Here is a 16,678-nt window from a genome sequence, read left to right on the forward strand (position 1 = left end):
AAGCCCTCCGGGCAGGTGAGAGGGGGTTTCCCGGCGACCCGGGGACCTACTATCCGGGCGCGAATGTGACGTACGCCCTGTGGGCCGCCTCACCGGCCAGGGGCCCGAATGTCACCTTCCGTGCCCGCTTGTACCCTTTTCGGGCTGTGTCCCAGGCCACTTCCGACCCCCGAATCGAAGGAAACCGGGGCGTCGAACGCCGCTTTCCGCGTCGCCCGGCGCAGCGCCTTGAGCAGCGTGCCGCCGAGCGCGAGGGTCAGGACCACCGTCAGCACGGCCCGGCCCAGGTCCCAGCCCAGCGAGGTCGCCAGGCAGTACGCGGCGAACCGCGCCAAGTTGGCCCCGACCGGGTCCCCGGGATGGAAGGAGACGCCCTGCCCCATGCCCTGGAGCAGCACCCAGCCCTGGAGGTTCATGACCGTCCCGTACGCGAACGAGCCCGCGCACCCGTACGCCGCCAGCATCAGCAGCTCCGCCCGCCCCCGGATCCGCTCCGGGCCGGGCAGCAGCCCGGCGCCCAGTGCGAACCAGCCCAGGGCCAGCATCTGGAACGGCATCCACGGCCCGACCCCGCCCGTCAGCAGGGCGGAGGCGAACATCGTGACCGAGCCGAGGACGAAGCCGAAGCCCGGCCCGAGGACGCGGCCGCTGAGCACCATCAGGAAGAACATCGGCTCCAGGCCGGCCGTCCCCGCGCCCAGTGGCCGCAAGGCCGCCCCGACCGCGGCGAGCACGCCGAGCATCGCCACCGCCTTGGCGTCCATGCCCTGGTCGGCGATGGTCGCGACGACGACGGCCACCAGCAGCGGCAGCAGGGCCGCGAAGAGCCAGGGGGCGTCCTGGGAGTGGGCGAGCCCGGACTGCCGGTCGGCCAGCAGCGGCCAGCCGAACGCGGCGATGCCGATGAGGGTGACGAGGACCATGGCGGCCGCGGCTCGCGGACCGATCCGCAGCGGGCGGCCCGACGCGCGGCTCATGACGAGGCCGCCGGCCGCAGCGCGCGGGCGACCTGGGACACGGTGAGCCAGTGGTCCGGCGCCAGGACCTTGGCCACCTGCGGGGCGAAGGCCGGCGAGGACACCACGACCTCGGCGGTCGGGCCGTCCGCGACGACCTCCCCGCCCGCCAGGATGACGACCCGGTGCGCCAGTTCCGCGGCCAGCTCCACGTCGTGCGTGGCCAGGACGATCGCATGCCCCTCGGCGGCCAGCGCGCGCAGCACCTCGATCAGCCGGGCCTTGGCCGCGTAGTCCAGGCCGCGCGTCGGCTCGTCGAGCAGCAGCAGGCCCGGCCGGCCGGTGAGCACCAGCGCCAGGGCGAGGGCCAGGCGCTGCCCCTCGGAGAGGTCGCGCGGGTGGGTGCCGTCGGCCACCTCGGGCAGCAGCGTCGAGACCAGGGTCCGGCAGCTGCCCGGCTCCGCCCCGGCATCGGCGTCGGCCGCCGCGCACTCGGCGGCGACCGTGTCCGCGTACAGCAGGTCGCGCGGCTCCTGCGGGACGAGGCCGACGCGGCGCACCATCTCCTGCGGCGGGGTGCGGTGCGGGGCCCGGCCGCCGACGCAGACCTCGCCGGCGGTGGGGGCGAGCGTGCCGACGAGGGAGGCGAGCAGGGTGGACTTGCCGGCGCCGTTGCGGCCCATCAGCGCGACGGTCTCGCCGGCCGCCACCGTCAGGTCGATGCCGTGCAGCACCTCGACGCGGCCGCGCCGCACCGACAGGCCGCGGACCAGCGCCACCGGACCGCCGACGGCGTCGGCCGGTGCGGCGGAGCCGCCGCCGCGGACCGCCGGCCCGGTCCGCCGTAGCAGCCGCGCCAGCAGCCCGCGCCGGGCAGGGTCTGCGGGCGGCCCGGCGGCCGGCACCTGCCCGGAGCCGGATGCCGGGCCGGGGACCGCGCCGGCCGGCGGGCCCGCGGCGGGGGCTGCAGGGCCGGAGCCGCCGTTCGGGATCCCGGCCCGGCCCTGCGCGGGGACCGTCGGTTCCGCGCAGGCCCCGGCCAGGCGGGTACGGAGCGGCGGGGCCAGGCGGCGGGCGTCGCGCACCGAGAGCGGAAGGGGGGACCAGCCCGCGAGCCGGCCCAGGGAGACCACCGGGGGATGGACCGGCGACAGGGACATGACCTCGGCCGGGGAACCCAGGACCGCGGGCGAGCCCGGCGCCGGCAGCAGCAGCACCCGGTCGGCGTACTGGACCACCCGCTCCAACCGGTGCTCCGCCATCAGCACGGTGGTCCCCAGGTCGTGGACCAGGCGCTGGAGCACCGCGAGGACCTCCTCGGCGGCCGCCGGGTCCAGTGCGGAGGTCGGCTCGTCCAGGACCAGCACCTTGGGATGCGTGGTCAGGACCGAGCCGATGGCCACCCGCTGCTGCTGGCCGCCCGACAGGGAGGCGAGGGGCCGGTCGCGCAGCCCGTTCAGGCCCAGCAGGTCCAGGGTCTCCTCCACGCGGCGGCGCATCACGGCGGGGGCGAGGCCCAGGGACTCCATCCCGAACGCCAGCTCGTCCTCCACGACGTCCGTCACGAAGTGGGCGACGGGGTCCTGGCCCACCGTCCCGACGACGTCGGCGAGCTCGCGGGGCCGGTGGGTGCGGGTGTCGCGGCCCGCGACCGTGACCCGGCCGTGCAGGGTGCCGCCCGTGAAGTGCGGGACCAGCCCGGACACCGTCCCGAGCAGCGTGGACTTGCCCACGCCCGACGGGCCGACCAGCAGCGTGAGCTCCCCCTCGGGGACGACCAGGTCGACGCCGTGCAGCGCGGGCCGGCCGGCACCGGCGTACGTGACCGACATCTGCTCGAAGCGGATCACTGCGGGGACTCCTCGGTCGGTACGGGTGCCACGAAGGCGGGGAGCAGGCCGACGAGGACGGCCGCCGCCGCCCCCGGCGGGAACGCCGGCGGTACGAGCGGCACGACCCCGGGCCGCAGGGCCTCCGGATCGGCGCCGGAGGCGTAGACCAGCGCGGCGGCGACGACCGCGCCCGAGCCGGCGACCAGCCAGGCGCGCACCCCCCAGCGATCGGGCCGGTACCGGGTCCGGACGCTGCGCCGCCCACCGAGTCGCAGGCCCGCGAGGGCCAGGGCGAGCCCGATGAGCAGCACGGGCAGGCCGTACGCGGCCCCCTCGGCGGCGAGCAGCCCGTACGTGCCGGCGCAACAGCCGAGCAGGCCGCCGAGGGTGAGGGCGTTGGTGGTGTGCCGCACGGCCGGCGGGACCTGCGCCGTACGGCCGTAGCCGCGCGCGTCCATCGAGGCGGCGACGGCCACGGAGCGTTCGAGGGCGCCCTCCAGGACCGGCAGGCCGATCTGGAGGATCGCCTTCACCCCGCCGGTGGGGCGACCGCGCAGCCGGCGGGCGGTCCGCAGCCGAGCCACGTCCGCGACCATGTTCGGGGCGAACGTCATCGCGACGACCACGGCCACACCGGCCTCGTAGAGCGCGGCCGGGAGCGACTTCAGCAGCCGGGCCGGGTTGGCGAGGGCGTTGGCGGCGCCGACGCACACCAGCAGCGCGGCCAGCTTGGCCCCGTCGTAGAAGGCGAAGACGAGTTGCTCGGCGGTGACGCGGCCGCCGAGGCGGATGCCCTGCGCCCAGGCGGGCAGCGGGACCTCCGGGAGGGCGAACAGGACGTGCGAGCCGGGGATCGGGGAGCCCAGAAGCACGGAGAACAGCAGCCGCAGGCCGATGACGAAGAGGCCCAGCTTCAGGAACGCCCCGTACGAACGGGCCCACGGGGCGGTGGTCCGGCGCGCGGTGACGACGTAGCCCGCGACGGCGACGATCAGCGCGAGGAGGAGGGGGTTGGTGGTCCGGGAGGCGGCGGTGGCCAGCCCGAGCGCCCACAGCCACCACGCCCCGGCGTGCACCGCATTGCCCCGCCGGGCCTGCGGTGCGGCGTACCGGCGCTGCGGGCGCGGATGCGCCGCACCCGGCGTGGTGGCGGGGGCGGGCGTCATCGGGAGCGGCGGCGGGACTGCCAGACGATGGCCGCCCCGACGCCCGCGAGGACGGCCAGGCCGACCAGGGCCCCCGTCCAGTCGGTCCCGCTGTCTCCATCTTTCTTGTCCTCAGCGGACTTCTCGTCCTCAGCCGACCCGGATGCGGGCGCGGATGCGGGCGCAGAGGCGGCCGCGGAAGCGGATCCGCCGTCCGTGATCTGCTCGCCGCAGCCCTGCTTCGGGTAGCCCGAGATCGCGCACAGCAGGGCCGCGCTGTTGTACCGCAGCGGCTTGGCCACCTCCGCCAGGGCCTCCGCGGCCGTGGCGTCCGGCGCCACCTGGGCACAGGCCGTACGCGGGGCTTCCTGCGGCGGGGCGTCGCCCGCCGGGGCGTCCGCCGGGACGCCGAAGTCGACCACGACGGCGATCCGCTTGCGGCCCGGCACCGCCGGGGTGGCGGAGCAGACGGCCTCGAAGTCGGCCGCCGCCCTCGGCCGGGCGGCCTCGGCCGCCGCGTCCTTGCTGACCGCGAAGCGGAACCCCTGCACGGAGCCGTCGGCCGGGCGGGCGGTCGAGGGGCCCTGGGTGGCGTACGCCCACTGGCCGCCCGCACCGTCCCAGAACGACCAGTACCGGTAGCCGGCCGCCGCCGCCGGGAAGGCGGCGAGCAGGGTCAGCAGGAGGCCGGCGACGAGTGCCGCCGAGGCCGGACCGCGGCGCATCACAGCTGGTTCTTCTTGCGGCGTCCGCTCAGCAGGAAGCCGATGCCCATGCCGGCCGCCGCGCCCGCGCCGAGCATCCACCAGATGTCCTGGTCGTCCTTGTCTTCCTTCTTCTCGTCCTTCTCGTTCGCGGAGTCGGCCTTCGCCTCGGCCGCCTGCGGGGCGGGCCCGGTCGCGTTCAGGGCCGCGACCAGGTCCGTGCCGCCGAACGCCTTCGGGTCGGTGCCCGTGGCGTGCGCGGCCAGGACCAGCGTGCCGAGCGCCGCCGGGCTGCCCTTGGCCCACTCGGCCGAGTTGGCCTTCAGCCACTCCAGGGCGCCCGCCGCCGACTGCCGGTGCCCGGCCGTGGCCAGGGCGATCACCGCGTCGGCGGTGTTGCCGGTGTCCGCGGTCGGCTGGTCCGCACCCGGGGTGACGGCCATGAGGTGGCCGTCCTTCTTCAGCGCCTCCGCCAGGTGGCCGGCCGCGGCCTGGGCGGCGGCCGCAGGGTCGCCCGCCGTCGCGGCGCAGCCCGGTGCGGCCGCGGGGGTGTCCGCGCCGCCGGGGGCGGCGACCGCGCCCTTGCCCAGCCCGGCCAGGACCGCCGCGGCCGTCGCGTCGCCGTTGGCGGCCAGCTTGCCGTCGGTCGGCTGGTACGCGAACGCGCCCCGGTCGGCGGCCGGCTCGGCGGTGCAGCCCAGCTGGAAGGCGAGCAGGCCCTCGTACGCGGACTTGCCGGCCTTCGACTTCACCTCGGCCGGCTTCTCGCCGGCCACCGCCAGCGCGCTGATCACCACGGCCGTGGAGTTGGCGTCGCTGGGGGAGCCGGGGACGAAGGACCAGCCACCGTCCTCGTTCTGCACGGACTTCAGCCAGTCCACGCTCTTCTTCACCGCGGCGTCCTGGCCGCCCACGGCCTTCAGGGCCTGCACGGCCATCGCGGTGGCGTTCGTGTCGAGCATCGTCGTCGCGTCGCAGGCCGCGCCCGCGTCCGCACGGAAGGAGGCGAAGGCGCCGTTCGCGCAGCTCTGCCCGGTCAGCCAGCCGACGGCCTCCTTGGCGGGCTGAACGCCGACCGTGCGCTGGGCGAGCAGGGCGACCGACTGCCGCCACACGCCGTCGTACGTCGGGTCCTTCTTGCCGTACAGCCCGGACGGGGTCACGGGCGGCGTCGAGGCGGCGGGGGAAGGCGCGGCGAGGGCCGCGGGGGCGGCGCCGACGCAGAGCACGGCGGAGGCGGCGAGCGCGGCGGCGCTGCGGCGGACGTTCATGGGGGCGGTTGCCTCTCCTGCTGGGGAGCAGGAGGCAGGCGCGCGCTGGCACCGGGCTCCGGCTCCGTTGACCTCGACGGTGCCGGCCGCCGGGGGCTCCCGGCGGCACGAGCTGCGCCCTTTGCCGGTACGGGGCGATCCGGCTGGCGCCCGGCGGGGCCGGGCGGGACACGGTTGCGGGTCAGCGCCGGAATCGCACCGGCTTCCCCCCGTACGGAAGGGTGGACGACGGCCCACACTGTACCGGCCGGTACGCGGCGGCCGGGTGGCGCCGCCGCCCTGCGCCCCTTACCCCCGCCGCCAGCGCCCCGTACCGCCGCCGCCCAGCGCCCCGTACCGCCGTCACACCGCCCGGTACGCGACCGGGTCGCTGCCCGGTACCGGCTCGGCCCGGCCCTGCTTCACCAGGCGCCGCAGATGCGCCTCCGCCTCCGAGACGGCGATGTTGCGGGAGCCGTACGGGATCTGCTCCCAGGGCCGGTTCCACTGCATCCGCTCCGCCAGCCCCCACGGCGTCAGCGGCTCGGCGGCCAGCAGCTCCCGCAGCCCGGCCAGCCGCTCCTCGTGGTGGAGCAGCAGCGCGCGGACCCGGGCCGGGGCGTCGGTGAAGGCGTGCTGGTGGGCCGGGAGCACCTCCGCCGGCTCCAGGCGGCCGATGCGTTCGAGGGAGTCGAGGTAGTCGCCGAGGGGGTCGGCGGCGCGGGTGTCCTCGGGATCCTCGTACAGGCCGATGTGCGGGGAGATACCGGGCAGGAGGTGGTCCCCGGAGAAGAGGCGGCCGTTGCCCGGGAGGTTCGCCGGGTGCCGCTCCTCCAGGTGGAGGCAGACGTGGCCGGGAGTGTGGCCGGGGGTCCACACCGCGCGGAGCCTGCGGCCGGCCAGCGGCAGCAGCTCCCCGGGGACGATCTCGCGGTCGGGGACGGCGGCGCGCAGGCCCGGCAGGGTCCGCATCCGGCCGCCGGCCCGGGCCGCCCGCAGCGGGGCGATGTGCTCCTCGGGGGCGCCGGCGGCGGCGAGCTTGCCGCTCATGTAGTCGAGCCAGACGGCGGGCTCGGCGGAGCGGGTGCGCAGCACGACCTCGGTGTCGGCGGCGTGCATGGCGATCCAGGCGCCGGAGGCCTCGCGGACCTTGCCGGACAGGCCGTGGTGGTCGGGGTGGTGGTGGGTGATGACCACGCCGTGGACCTCGCCGACCGCGGTGCCGAGGGCCGACAGGCCGGCCGTGAGGGCGTCCCAGGACTGCGGGTCGTCCCAGCCGGTGTCGATGAGGACGGGGCCGCGGTCGGTGGCGAGGACGTGGACGAGGGTGTGGCCGAGGGGGTTGTCCGGGATGGGGACCTTGATGCCCCGGACGCCGCCGCCGTGGTCGGTGACCTCGGGTGCGGGCGGCCGTACCGCGTCGGGGGTGTCCTGTGGCATGGGGACTCCTGTCTCCTGCGACGGTCCGCCTGTCTGCTGTCCGCGTCAGCTGCGTGCGGCCGTCAGCGAGAACATGTTCCAGTGGTAGCCCAAGTCGACCATTTCCCGGACCTTCTGGCTAGTCGTTGGATCTTCCGAGTGTTCCGTCCCGGCCGTGGACTCCTGGAACTAGAACTGGTATCAGTTCCGGAAAGCCGAGCCGCAGGAGGCATCAGCCATGACCGAGCGCGTGGATCACGGACAGCTGTTCATCGGCGGGGAGTGGACGGATCCGCTGGGCACCGACACCATCGAGATCGTCTCGCCCCATACCGAGCAGGTCATCGGCAGCGTCCCGCACGCCTCGCGCGCCGACGTGGACCGCGCCGTCGCCGCCGCCCGCCGGGCCTTCGGCGCGGGCCCCTGGCCCCGGATGTCCCTGGACGAGCGGATCGCGGTCGTCACCCGGATCAAGGACGCGATCGCCGTCCGGCACGAGGAGATCGCCCGCTCGATCAGCTCGCAGAACGGCTCCCCCTACTCCTGGAGCATCCTCGCCCAGGCCCTCGGCCCGATGATGGTCTACGACGCCGCGATCCAGGTCGCGCGCGCCTATCCGTACGAGGAGCACCGCCAGGGCGTGCTCGGCCCCATCCTGGTGCGGCGGGAGCCGGTGGGCGTGGTCGCGGCCGTCATCCCGTGGAACGTGCCGCAGTTCGTGGCCGCCGCGAAGCTCGCGCCCGCGCTGCTCACCGGGTCCGCGGTCATCCTGAAGCCGTCCCCCGAGTCGCCGCTGGACTCGTACATCCTCGCCGACATCGCCCGGGAGGCCGGGCTGCCCGAGGGCGTGCTGTCCGTCCTGCCCGCCGACCGCGAGGTGAGCGAGTACCTGGTCGGCCATCCCGGCGTCGACAAGGTCGCCTTCACCGGCTCGGTCGCGGCCGGCCGGCGCGTGATGGAGGTGGCCGCGCGGAACCTGACCCGGGTCACCCTCGAACTCGGAGGCAAGTCCGCCGCCGTCGTGCTGCCCGACGCCGACCTGGAGGCCTCCGTCGCCGGAATCGTCCCGGCCGCCTGGATGAACAACGGCCAGGCGTGCGTGGCGCAGACCCGCATCCTCGCGCCGCGCAGCCGCTACGGCGAGGTGGCCGAGGCGCTCGCGGCCGCGGCCGGGGCGCTCGTGGTCGGCGACCCGCTCGACCCGGCGACCCAGCTCGGCCCGTTGGTGGCGAAGCGGCAGCAGCAGCGGTCGCTGGACTACATCCGGATCGGGCAGGAGGAGGGCGCGAAGGTCCTGGCGGGCGGCGGCCGCCCGGCCGCACCGGAGCGCGGCTGGTACGTGGAGCCGACGCTCTTCGGCGACGTGGACAACGGGATGCGGATCGCGCGCGAGGAGATCTTCGGCCCGGTGGTGTGCCTGATCCCGTACGGGGACGAGGAGGAGGCGCTGCGGATCGCGAACGACTCCGAGTTCGGGCTGAGCGGGAGCGTCTGGACGGCGGACGTGGAGCACGGCATCGACTTCGCCCGGCAGGTGCGGACCGGCACCTTCAACGTGAACACCTTCAGCCTGGACATGCTGGGGCCGTTCGGCGGCTACAAGAACAGCGGCCTGGGGCGCGAGTTCGGGCCCGAGGGGCTGGGCGAGTACCTGGAGCACAAGATGATCCACCTGCCGGCCGGGTACGGGGCGGGTGCCTGAGCCATGGGCGACCGGTGGCAGGTGGAGGTGGACCGGGGGGTCTGCATCGGCTCCGGGATGTGCGTGAACCACGCGCCGGAGGGGTTCGTCCTGGACTCGGCGCGCCAGTCGCACCCGCGGGAGCCGCAGACGGACGCGAACGAGCCGGTCCTCACGGCGGCGGAGGGCTGCCCGGTGGAGGCCATCATGATCACGCTGGCGGGCACCGGGGAGGCGGTGTTCCCGCCGGAGGAGTAGCGCCGGCCGCTGCCCGGCCCTGCCGAGGCGGGGCGGGGCAGCGTCGGCAGCGGCGGGATCAGGCCTTTTCCGGAGACGGCGTGGCCGTCAGGTCGATCAGCCGGCACACCGTCTCGATGTCGATCTTGACCTGGGCGATCGAGGCGCGGCCCGACAGCCAGGTGATCAGCGCCGAGTGCCAGGTGTGCTCGATGACCCGCACCGCCGACAGCTGCTCCGCCGTCGGCGGGGCCGTCAGGCCCATCGCGTCCAGGATGATCGCCGTCGTCAGCCGGGAGACCGTGTCCACCTCGGGGCTCACGCTGCGGTCCGCGAAGGTCAGGGCGCGCACCATCGCATCGGCGAGGTGCGGCTCGCGCTGCAGGGCGCGGAAGGCGCGCATCAGGGTCTCCGCGACGCGGGCCGCCGGGTCCTCGGAGGCCGGGGGCCGCTTGCGCAGCGTCGTGTGCATGTGCTGGAGCTGGTCCTGCATCGTCGCGACGAGCAGGTGCACCTTGGAGGGGAAATAGCGGTACAGGGTGCCGAGGGCGACACCGGCCGCCTCGGCGACCTCCCGCATCTGGACGGCGTCGAAGCCGCCGCGGCCGGCCAGCTGTGCGCTGGCGTGCAGGATCCGGCGGCGCCGCGCCTCCTGGCGCTCCGTCAGGGGAGAGGATGCCGATGTGCCGACGGCCTTCGCTTCCGCTGTCATGTGCCCCGTTCCGTGGTGTGGCCGCTGCTGTTTCCGGGCTGGTGCGGGCCCAGCATGGCAGGCGCTCCGTCCGTGGCGCGAATCACCTGCTCCGCCTCTTACGGTGTGGTTTCCGGCCGGTAGATTCAATGGCCTGACGGATCAAGTCTGAAACTTGTTCTACATTATCCGAGCGGTTACGCTCCGGCGAACGTTGCAGGGAGAAGGGGGCCGAGAGTGACCGCTGAGGCCATGGTGACGAGCCCTTTCGCAGGGTCCGTGACGGATGGTGACCGGCCGTTGCGCATTGCGCTCCTCACCTACAAGGGGAACCCGTTCTGCGGGGGCCAGGGCGTCTACGTACGGCACCTCTCCCGCGAGCTCGTCGCGCTCGGGCACTCCGTCGAGGTGATCGGCGCGCAGCCGTACCCGGTGCTCGACACCGGAGCCACCCTCACCGAACTGCCGAGCCTCGACCTCTACCGCCAGCCCGACCCGTTCCGCACGCCGAAGCGCGAGGAGTACCGGGACTGGATCGACGCCCTCGAGGTCGCCACCATGTGGACCGGCGGCTTCCCCGAGCCGCTCACCTTCTCGCTGCGGGCCCGGCGCCACCTGGCCGCCCGCGCCGGCGACTTCGACGTCATCCACGACAACCAGACCCTCGGCTACGGGCTCCTGGCCGACCTCGGCGCGCCGCTGGTCACCACCATCCACCACCCCATCACCGTCGACCGGCAGCTCGAACTGGACGCCGCCAAGGACCGCAAGAAGCGGGCCTCCGTGCGGCGCTGGTACGCCTTCACGCGCATGCAGGGCCGGGTCGCCCGGCGGCTGCCGTCCGTCCTGACCGTGTCCGGGTCCTCCAAGCAGGAGATCGCCGAGCACCTGGGCGTGCAGGGCGAGCGCATCCACGTCGTCCACATCGGCGCCGACACCGAGCTGTGGTCGCCCGACCCGTCGGTGGCCGAGGTGCCCGGGCGGATCGTGACCACCTCCAGCGCAGACGTCCCGCTGAAGGGGCTCGTCCACCTCGTCGAGGCGCTCGCCAAGCTGCGCACCGAGCAGCCCGACGCCCACCTGGTCGTCGTCGGCAAGCGCGCCGAGGAGGGCCCGGTGGCCAAGGCGATCGAGTCGTACGGGCTCCGGGACGCGGTCCGCTTCGTCAAGGGCATCACCGACGCCGAACTCGTCGACCTGGTGCGCAGCGCACAGATCGCCTGCGTGCCCTCCCTGTACGAGGGCTTCTCGCTGCCCGCCGCCGAGGCCATGGCCACCGGCACCCCCCTCGTCGCCACCACCGGCGGTGCCATCCCCGAGGTCGCCGGACCCGACGGCGAGACCTGCCTCGCGGTGCCGCCCGGGGACGCGGGCGCGCTGGCCGCCGCCCTGGGCCGGCTCCTGGACGACCCGCAGCTGCGGGCCCGCCTCGGCGCCGCCGGGCGCGAGCGCGTGCTGTCCCGCTTCACCTGGGCCAAGGCCGCCGAGGGCACCGCCGCGCACTACCGGGCCGCCATCGAGCAGGCCCGCCGCAGCCGCCGAGCCGGGTGACCTCCCGGACCGCCCGCAAGCCCGTACCGACCCCGCCCCCGTACGCCCCCCGTACGTCCCCGTTGATGTCCCGTCCCCACCCCCGCGACTGCGAAGGCAGGATCCCGTGCTGACCGTCGATTTCTCCCGGTTCCCGCTCGCCGCAGGCGACCGCGTGCTCGATCTGGGCTGCGGCGCAGGCCGGCACGCCTTCGAGTGCTACCGGCGCGGCGCCCAGGTCGTGGCGGTCGACCGCAACGGCGAGGAGATCCGCGAGGTCGCCAAGTGGTTCGCCGCCATGAAGGAGGCCGGCGAGGCCCCGGCCGGCGCCACCGCCACCGCGATGGAGGGCGACGCGCTCGCGCTGCCCTTCCCCGACGAGTCCTTCGACGTCGTCATCATCTCCGAGGTCATGGAGCACATCCCCGACGACAAGGGCGTGCTCGCCGAGATGGTCCGCGTGCTGAAGCCGGGCGGCCGCATCGCCGTCACCGTGCCGCGCTACGGCCCGGAGAAGGTCTGCTGGGCGCTGAGCGACGCCTACCACGAGGTCGAGGGCGGCCACATCCGCATCTACAAGGCCGACGAGCTGCTGGGCAAGATGCAGGCTGCGGGCCTCAAGCCGTACGGCACCCACCACGCCCACGGGCTGCACTCGCCGTACTGGTGGCTCAAGTGCGCCTTCGGCGTCGACAACGACAAGGCACTGCCGGTGCGCGCGTACCACAAGCTGCTGGTCTGGGACATCATGAAGAAGCCGCTCGCCACGCGGCTGATGGAGCAGGCGCTCAATCCGGTCATCGGCAAGAGCTTCGTGGTGTACGCGACCAAGCCGCACCTGCCCGTCGGCGCGGCCCAGTGAGCTCCACCGGGCGCACCGAACGCCTGGCCCTGGAGGGTGTGCTGACGGCCGCGCAGGCCGCCGACACGGTGGCCGGCATCCTCGCCGCACAGCGCTCCGACGGGGCCATACCGTGGTTCCGCGGACACCACCTCGACCCCTGGGACCACACCGAGGCCGCGATGGCCCTCGACGCCGCGGGCGAGCACGAGGCCGCCCGCCGCGCCTACGAGTGGCTCGCCCGGCACCAGAACGCCGACGGCTCCTGGTACGCGGCGTACGCCGACCGGCCCGACGGCGTGGACACCGCCGAGCCGCAGGACGCGAGCCGGGAGAGCAACTTCGTCGCGTACATCGCCGTCGGCGTCTGGCACCACTACCTGGCCACCGGCGACGACCCGTTCCTGGACCGGATGTGGCCCGCCGTGTACGCGGCCGTGCAGTTCGTCCTCGACCTGCAGCAGCCGGGCGGCGAGATCGGCTGGAAGCGCGAGGCCGACGGGACCCCCGTCACGGACGCCCTGCTGACCGGCTCCTCCTCCATCCACCAGGCCCTGCGCTGCGCGCTGGCCATCGCCGACCACCGCGAGGACCCGCAGCCGGACTGGGAGCTGGCGGCGGGCGCGCTGGGCCACGCGATACGCCGGCACCCGGAGCGGTTCCTGGACAAGTCCCGGTACTCGATGGACTGGTACTACCCGGTGCTCGGCGGGGCGCTCACGGGCGGGGACGCGAAGACCCGGATCGAGGAGCGGTGGGACGAGTTCGTCGTCCCCGGCCTCGGTGTCCGGTGCGTGCTGCCGAATCCGTGGGTGACCGGCGGCGAGTCCTGCGAACTCGCCCTCACCCTGTGGGCGATGGGCGAGTCGGACCGGGCCCTGGAGATCCTGCGCTCGATCACCCACTTGCGCGCCGACAACGGCATGTACTGGACGGGGTACGTCTTCGAGGACGAGGCGGTCTGGCCCGTCGAGCAGACCACCTGGACGGCCGGGTCGCTGCTGCTGGCCGTCGCCGCGCTCGGCGGGGACGAGGCCACCACGGCCGTGTTCGGCGGGCTCGAACTGCCCTCGGGCCTGGAGCCGGACTGCTGCCGCCACGGCGCGTGAGTGAAACTGCCCGCGAGCTCCTGAGCGCGTGAGCGGATGATGCGGGCGGGGCGGGCGCCCCGCCACCCGGGCGGCCCGAACGGGTGGCTCGGGTGGCGGGGCCCTGTCCCCCGGGTGACGCTGCGGGGGACACCTCGACTCCCCCGGAGGCCACCGTGTCCCGAACCGGAAACCTGCGCGTCCGCCGCGGCGTGACCGCGCTGCTCCTGTCCACCGCACTGCTCGCCGGGGCCGCCGGATGCGGCGGCGGTGGCGGCGCCCGGGTCGCGGGCGCCGCCACCCCGCTGTCCGCCCTCGCAGCCGCGCAGGAGCAGGCCCGGGCCGAGCAGATCGAAGCCGTGCAGGCGCAGGCCGCGCAGGCGGAGGTCGCGCAGCTCGCGGCCGCCGTCGAGGCGGAGCCCACACCGACCACCACGCAGGAGCGCCAGAAGTTCGCCAAGACGCGCTTCGTCGCCAACGCCGGACTCGCGGCCGGGGCGACGTACCAGTGGATCATCAAGCCGTACCGCGCGGGCAAGTTCCAGAAGGGCGCAAGCGGCCGCACCTTCGCGCTGATCAAGGCGGGCCTCGCGGGCGCCTTCGCGTACAACCGGCTGAAGGCGGCCCTGCAGAACGCCAAGGGCGATCCGCTGCTGTCGAAGGCGCTGGCCCCGCTGACGGCGGGCATCGAGTCCCTCAAGGGGCTGGGCACCAAACTGCGCAAGGGCGACGCCGGCGACGCCGACATCAGCTCCTTCGAGAACGTCATCGGCGGCGTCAAGGACGCCGGCAAGAGCGCCGGCGCCCCCGTGACCGACAAGGTCCCCAGCGTCTCCGAGCTGAGCGGCGGATAGCCCGGCCGGCGGTCCGCGCGGTCCCTTCGGTCCGTTCGTTCCGTTCTGCCTGGTTCAATGACCGGATGATCGAGCTCGCCGCCATCCTCGCCGGGGCCGCCGGAGCCGGCTGGCTGCTCCGCCGCGCGCACCTGCGGCGGGTGGCAGCCGGTCCCGCCGCCGGTATCCCGTGCATGGCGCGAACCCCGGCCGGCCAGGGTCGCTGGCGCGTCGGCCGGGTGTTGGCCGGCCCCGGCGGGGCGCAGTGGGTGCCCCGCCGCGGCGAGCCGGTGGACCTCACCGGCGGCCGGGCGACCGGGGTGCGGGCGCCCTCGGTGAGGGAGGGGATGTCCATCAACCCCGGATCGCGGATCGTGGCCTGTGCGTACGGGGGCGGCGGGAGCATCGAGATCGCCGTCATGCCGCCGGACCTGGGCGAGCTGCTCGGGTCCCTGCCGCAGGCCGAGGCCCCGCAGGCGCCCTGAGGCTCAGGCCGGCCGTCAGCCGTTGAGCTCGGCCAGGACGCGCAGGGTGTGCGGGTCCGGTGCCGTGACCAGCAGGTCCGTGACGGGGCCGGCGCGCCACAGCTCAAGGCGTTCGGCGATCCGCTCGGGCGGCCCCACCAGGGAGATCTCGTCCGCGAAGGCGTCGGGGACGGCGAGGACCGCCTCCTCCTTGCGCCCGGCGAGGAACAGCTCCTGGATGCGGCGGGCCTCCTCGGCGTAGCCCATGCGCGCCATCAGGTCGGCGTGGAAGTTGCGGGCCGCGTGGCCCATGCCGCCGATGTAGAACCCGAGCATCGCCTTGACCGGCAGGAGCCCCTCGGCGACGTCGTCGCAGACCTTCGCACGGGCCATCGGGGCGATCACGAAACCGTCGGGGAGGTCCGCCAGCGAGGCCCGGTGGACGTCGGGGCGGGTCGGCGACCAGTACAGGGGGAGCCAGCCGTCCGCGATCCGGGTGGTCTGGGCGATGTTCTTCGGCCCCTCCGCGCCGAGCAGCACGGGCAGGTCGGCGCGCAGCGGGTGGGTGATGGGCTTCAGCGCCTTGCCCAGGCCGGTGGCGCCGTCGCCCCGGTACGGGTGGCTGTGGAAGCGGCCGTCGAGGGCGACGGGCGCCTTGCGGCGCAGCACCTGGCGGACGACGTCGACGTACTCGCGGGTCGCGGTGAGCGGGCTCGACGGGAAGGGGCGCCCGTACCAGCCCTCGACGACCTGCGGGCCGGACAGGCCCAGGCCGAGCATCATCCGGCCGCCGGAGAGGTGGTCGAGGGTGAGCGCGTGCATGGCGGTGGCGGTGGGGGTGCGGGCGGCCATCTGCGCGATGGCCGTGCCGAGGCGGATCCGCGAGGTGTGCGCGGCGATCCAGGTGAGGGGGGTGAAGGCGTCCGAACCCCAGGCCTCGGCGGTCCACACCGAGTGGTAGCCGAGGTCCTCGGCCTCGGTGACGAGGCGGAGGTGGGCCGGGTCGGGGCCGCGGCCCCAGTAGCCGAGTGCGAGTCCGAGGCGCATGTACGGTTCCCTCCGCCCACGTGGTTCGATCTGACGGTGCGTCAGGTGACTGTAGGGCAACGGCCCCCCGCCCGGAAGGGCGGGGGGCCGTCGAGGAGCGTGCGGTGCGTACGCCGCCTGCGTCCGGGCGCCGTGTCAGCCGCGCTGGATGCCGGAGGTGTCGTTCAGGACACCGCGGCGGCCGTCCTGGGTCTGCGCGATGAGCGTCGACGGACCGCGCTGGTCCACCGCCAGGTACCAGGTGCCCGGGGCGAGTTCGGCGATCGGGCTCGGCGAGCCGTCCTCGGCGTAGAGGGGGCGGGCCACCGGGACCGCGAACCAGAACGGGGTGAAGTCCGCCGCCGGGGCGGGCGCCGCGTCCTGCGGGCCCGCGTTCGGCGTGCCGCCGTACGGCGGGGCCGGCTGCGGGGTGGCGCCGTACTCCTGCGGCTGCTGGCCGCCCGGGTAGCCGTACCCGGTGCCGGGCTGCGGCTGCCCGCCGAACGGCGTCGGCGCGGCGGGGCGCGACTCCGGCACCAGCGGTCCGGCCAGCGCCGGGATCTTCGCGCCGGCGAGGGCGACACCGGCCAGCACCAGGGTGGCGAGGAAGGCGATGATGCAGCCGGGGCCCAGGTCGGCGCCGCTCGGGCAGGTGATCAGGGACCACAGCGAGGACCAGGCCGCCGCGACCGAGAGCACGGTGCCCCAGGCCGACAGAGGAAGGCCCGCCAGCTGACGGGACTGCGGCAGGAAACGGCCCCCGACCAGCAGGCCGGCCGCGATGAAGCCGAGCAGGAAGATCGTGGGAAGCGCCAGGCGGTAGACGTCGGTGTCCCACGCGCTCGGCGCATCGATGCCGGTCGCGGAGTAGAAATCGAGGAACGAGGCGATGAACAGCAACGCCGCTGCTCCGATCACCACGCCGTCGCCTCGAGTGAGGGAGCGGATATTCACGTCTCAGGTGTCCTTCTCGGTCTCGGT

General features: G+C 74.8%; 16 protein-coding genes. 7 read left to right on the forward strand and 9 right to left on the reverse strand.

Annotated elements, in window-relative coordinates; all coding sequences use genetic code 11:
- Positions 1–89 precede the first annotated feature (89 nt).
- The 6 genes from AB0F11_RS25005 to AB0F11_RS25030 all read right to left on the reverse strand — a co-directional run bounded on the left by AB0F11_RS25005 (position 90) and on the right by AB0F11_RS25030 (position 7,327).
- Complete coding sequence (locus AB0F11_RS25005; protein WP_362177767.1) at positions 90–977, reverse strand: ECF transporter S component; 888 nt, start codon at positions 975–977, stop codon at positions 90–92.
- Positions 974–2,806: an ATP-binding cassette domain-containing protein gene (locus tag AB0F11_RS25010; protein WP_362177768.1), complete on the reverse strand. Its 1,833-nt coding sequence runs from the start codon at positions 2,804–2,806 to the stop codon at positions 974–976. The genes AB0F11_RS25005 and AB0F11_RS25010 overlap by 4 nt, the downstream gene beginning before the upstream one ends.
- The gene (locus AB0F11_RS25015; RefSeq protein WP_362177771.1) at positions 2,803–3,954 is read right to left on the reverse strand and encodes an energy-coupling factor transporter transmembrane protein EcfT; all 1,152 of its coding nucleotides are present in this window, start codon (positions 3,952–3,954) and stop codon (positions 2,803–2,805) included. The genes AB0F11_RS25010 and AB0F11_RS25015 overlap by 4 nt, the downstream gene beginning before the upstream one ends.
- Entirely contained in the window at positions 3,951–4,658 is a 708-nt protein-coding gene (locus AB0F11_RS25020; RefSeq protein WP_362177774.1) for an SCO2322 family protein, read from the reverse strand. The genes AB0F11_RS25015 and AB0F11_RS25020 overlap by 4 nt, the downstream gene beginning before the upstream one ends.
- On the reverse strand, positions 4,658–5,908 hold the full coding sequence (locus tag AB0F11_RS25025) for a prenyltransferase/squalene oxidase repeat-containing protein (protein WP_362177777.1): 1,251 nt from the start codon (positions 5,906–5,908) through the stop codon (positions 4,658–4,660). The genes AB0F11_RS25020 and AB0F11_RS25025 overlap by 1 nt, the downstream gene beginning before the upstream one ends.
- A gap of 342 nt (positions 5,909–6,250) precedes the next feature.
- Complete coding sequence (locus tag AB0F11_RS25030) at positions 6,251–7,327, reverse strand: MBL fold metallo-hydrolase (protein WP_362177779.1); 1,077 nt, start codon at positions 7,325–7,327, stop codon at positions 6,251–6,253.
- Positions 7,328–7,544: 217 nt separating this feature from the next.
- Here AB0F11_RS25030 and AB0F11_RS25035 point away from each other — a divergent pair, with 217 nt between their 5' ends.
- Together AB0F11_RS25035 and AB0F11_RS25040 are read left to right on the forward strand one after the other, a co-directional pair.
- Positions 7,545–9,008 carry an aldehyde dehydrogenase gene (locus AB0F11_RS25035; RefSeq protein WP_362177782.1) on the forward strand — a complete coding sequence of 488 codons (1,464 nt, stop codon included), beginning with the start codon at positions 7,545–7,547 and terminating at the stop codon, positions 9,006–9,008.
- A gap of 3 nt (positions 9,009–9,011) precedes the next feature.
- A complete protein-coding gene (locus tag AB0F11_RS25040; protein ID WP_362177785.1) occupies positions 9,012–9,245 on the forward strand; it encodes a ferredoxin in 234 nt (77 codons plus the stop codon).
- A gap of 58 nt (positions 9,246–9,303) precedes the next feature.
- Here AB0F11_RS25040 and AB0F11_RS25045 read toward each other — a convergent pair whose 3' ends face one another.
- On the reverse strand, positions 9,304–9,936 hold the full coding sequence (locus tag AB0F11_RS25045; protein ID WP_362177788.1) for a TetR family transcriptional regulator: 633 nt from the start codon (positions 9,934–9,936) through the stop codon (positions 9,304–9,306).
- A gap of 216 nt (positions 9,937–10,152) precedes the next feature.
- Here AB0F11_RS25045 and AB0F11_RS25050 point away from each other — a divergent pair, with 216 nt between their 5' ends.
- The 5 genes from AB0F11_RS25050 to AB0F11_RS25070 all read left to right on the forward strand — a co-directional run bounded on the left by AB0F11_RS25050 (position 10,153) and on the right by AB0F11_RS25070 (position 14,692).
- On the forward strand, positions 10,153–11,466 hold the full coding sequence (locus tag AB0F11_RS25050; RefSeq protein ID WP_362177791.1) for a glycosyltransferase family 4 protein: 1,314 nt from the start codon (positions 10,153–10,155) through the stop codon (positions 11,464–11,466).
- A gap of 106 nt (positions 11,467–11,572) precedes the next feature.
- Complete coding sequence (locus tag AB0F11_RS25055; protein WP_361915312.1) at positions 11,573–12,307, forward strand: class I SAM-dependent methyltransferase; 735 nt, start codon at positions 11,573–11,575, stop codon at positions 12,305–12,307.
- Entirely contained in the window at positions 12,304–13,395 is a 1,092-nt protein-coding gene (locus AB0F11_RS25060) for a prenyltransferase (RefSeq protein WP_362177795.1), read from the forward strand. Before AB0F11_RS25055 ends, AB0F11_RS25060 begins: the two co-directional genes overlap by 4 nt.
- 338 nt (positions 13,396–13,733) lie before the next feature.
- Positions 13,734–14,228, forward strand: coding sequence for a hypothetical protein (locus AB0F11_RS25065; RefSeq protein WP_362177934.1), 495 nt, complete (start codon positions 13,734–13,736; stop codon positions 14,226–14,228).
- A gap of 65 nt (positions 14,229–14,293) precedes the next feature.
- The gene (locus tag AB0F11_RS25070) at positions 14,294–14,692 is read left to right on the forward strand and encodes a hypothetical protein (RefSeq protein ID WP_362177797.1); all 399 of its coding nucleotides are present in this window, start codon (positions 14,294–14,296) and stop codon (positions 14,690–14,692) included.
- A 15-nt stretch (positions 14,693–14,707) separates the two neighbouring features.
- Here AB0F11_RS25070 and AB0F11_RS25075 read toward each other — a convergent pair whose 3' ends face one another.
- A complete protein-coding gene (locus tag AB0F11_RS25075) occupies positions 14,708–15,718 on the reverse strand; it encodes an LLM class F420-dependent oxidoreductase (protein ID WP_362177800.1) in 1,011 nt (336 codons plus the stop codon).
- Between the two features lie 135 nt (positions 15,719–15,853).
- Positions 15,854–16,651 (reverse strand): DUF5336 domain-containing protein, encoded by a 798-nt coding sequence (locus AB0F11_RS25080; protein ID WP_362177803.1) that lies wholly within the window; start codon positions 16,649–16,651, stop codon positions 15,854–15,856.
- Positions 16,652–16,678: the final 27 nt, after the last annotated feature.

Source organism: Streptomyces sp. NPDC032472 (assembly GCF_040636955.1).
In the GTDB taxonomy this organism is placed as follows: domain Bacteria; phylum Actinomycetota; class Actinomycetes; order Streptomycetales; family Streptomycetaceae; genus Streptomyces.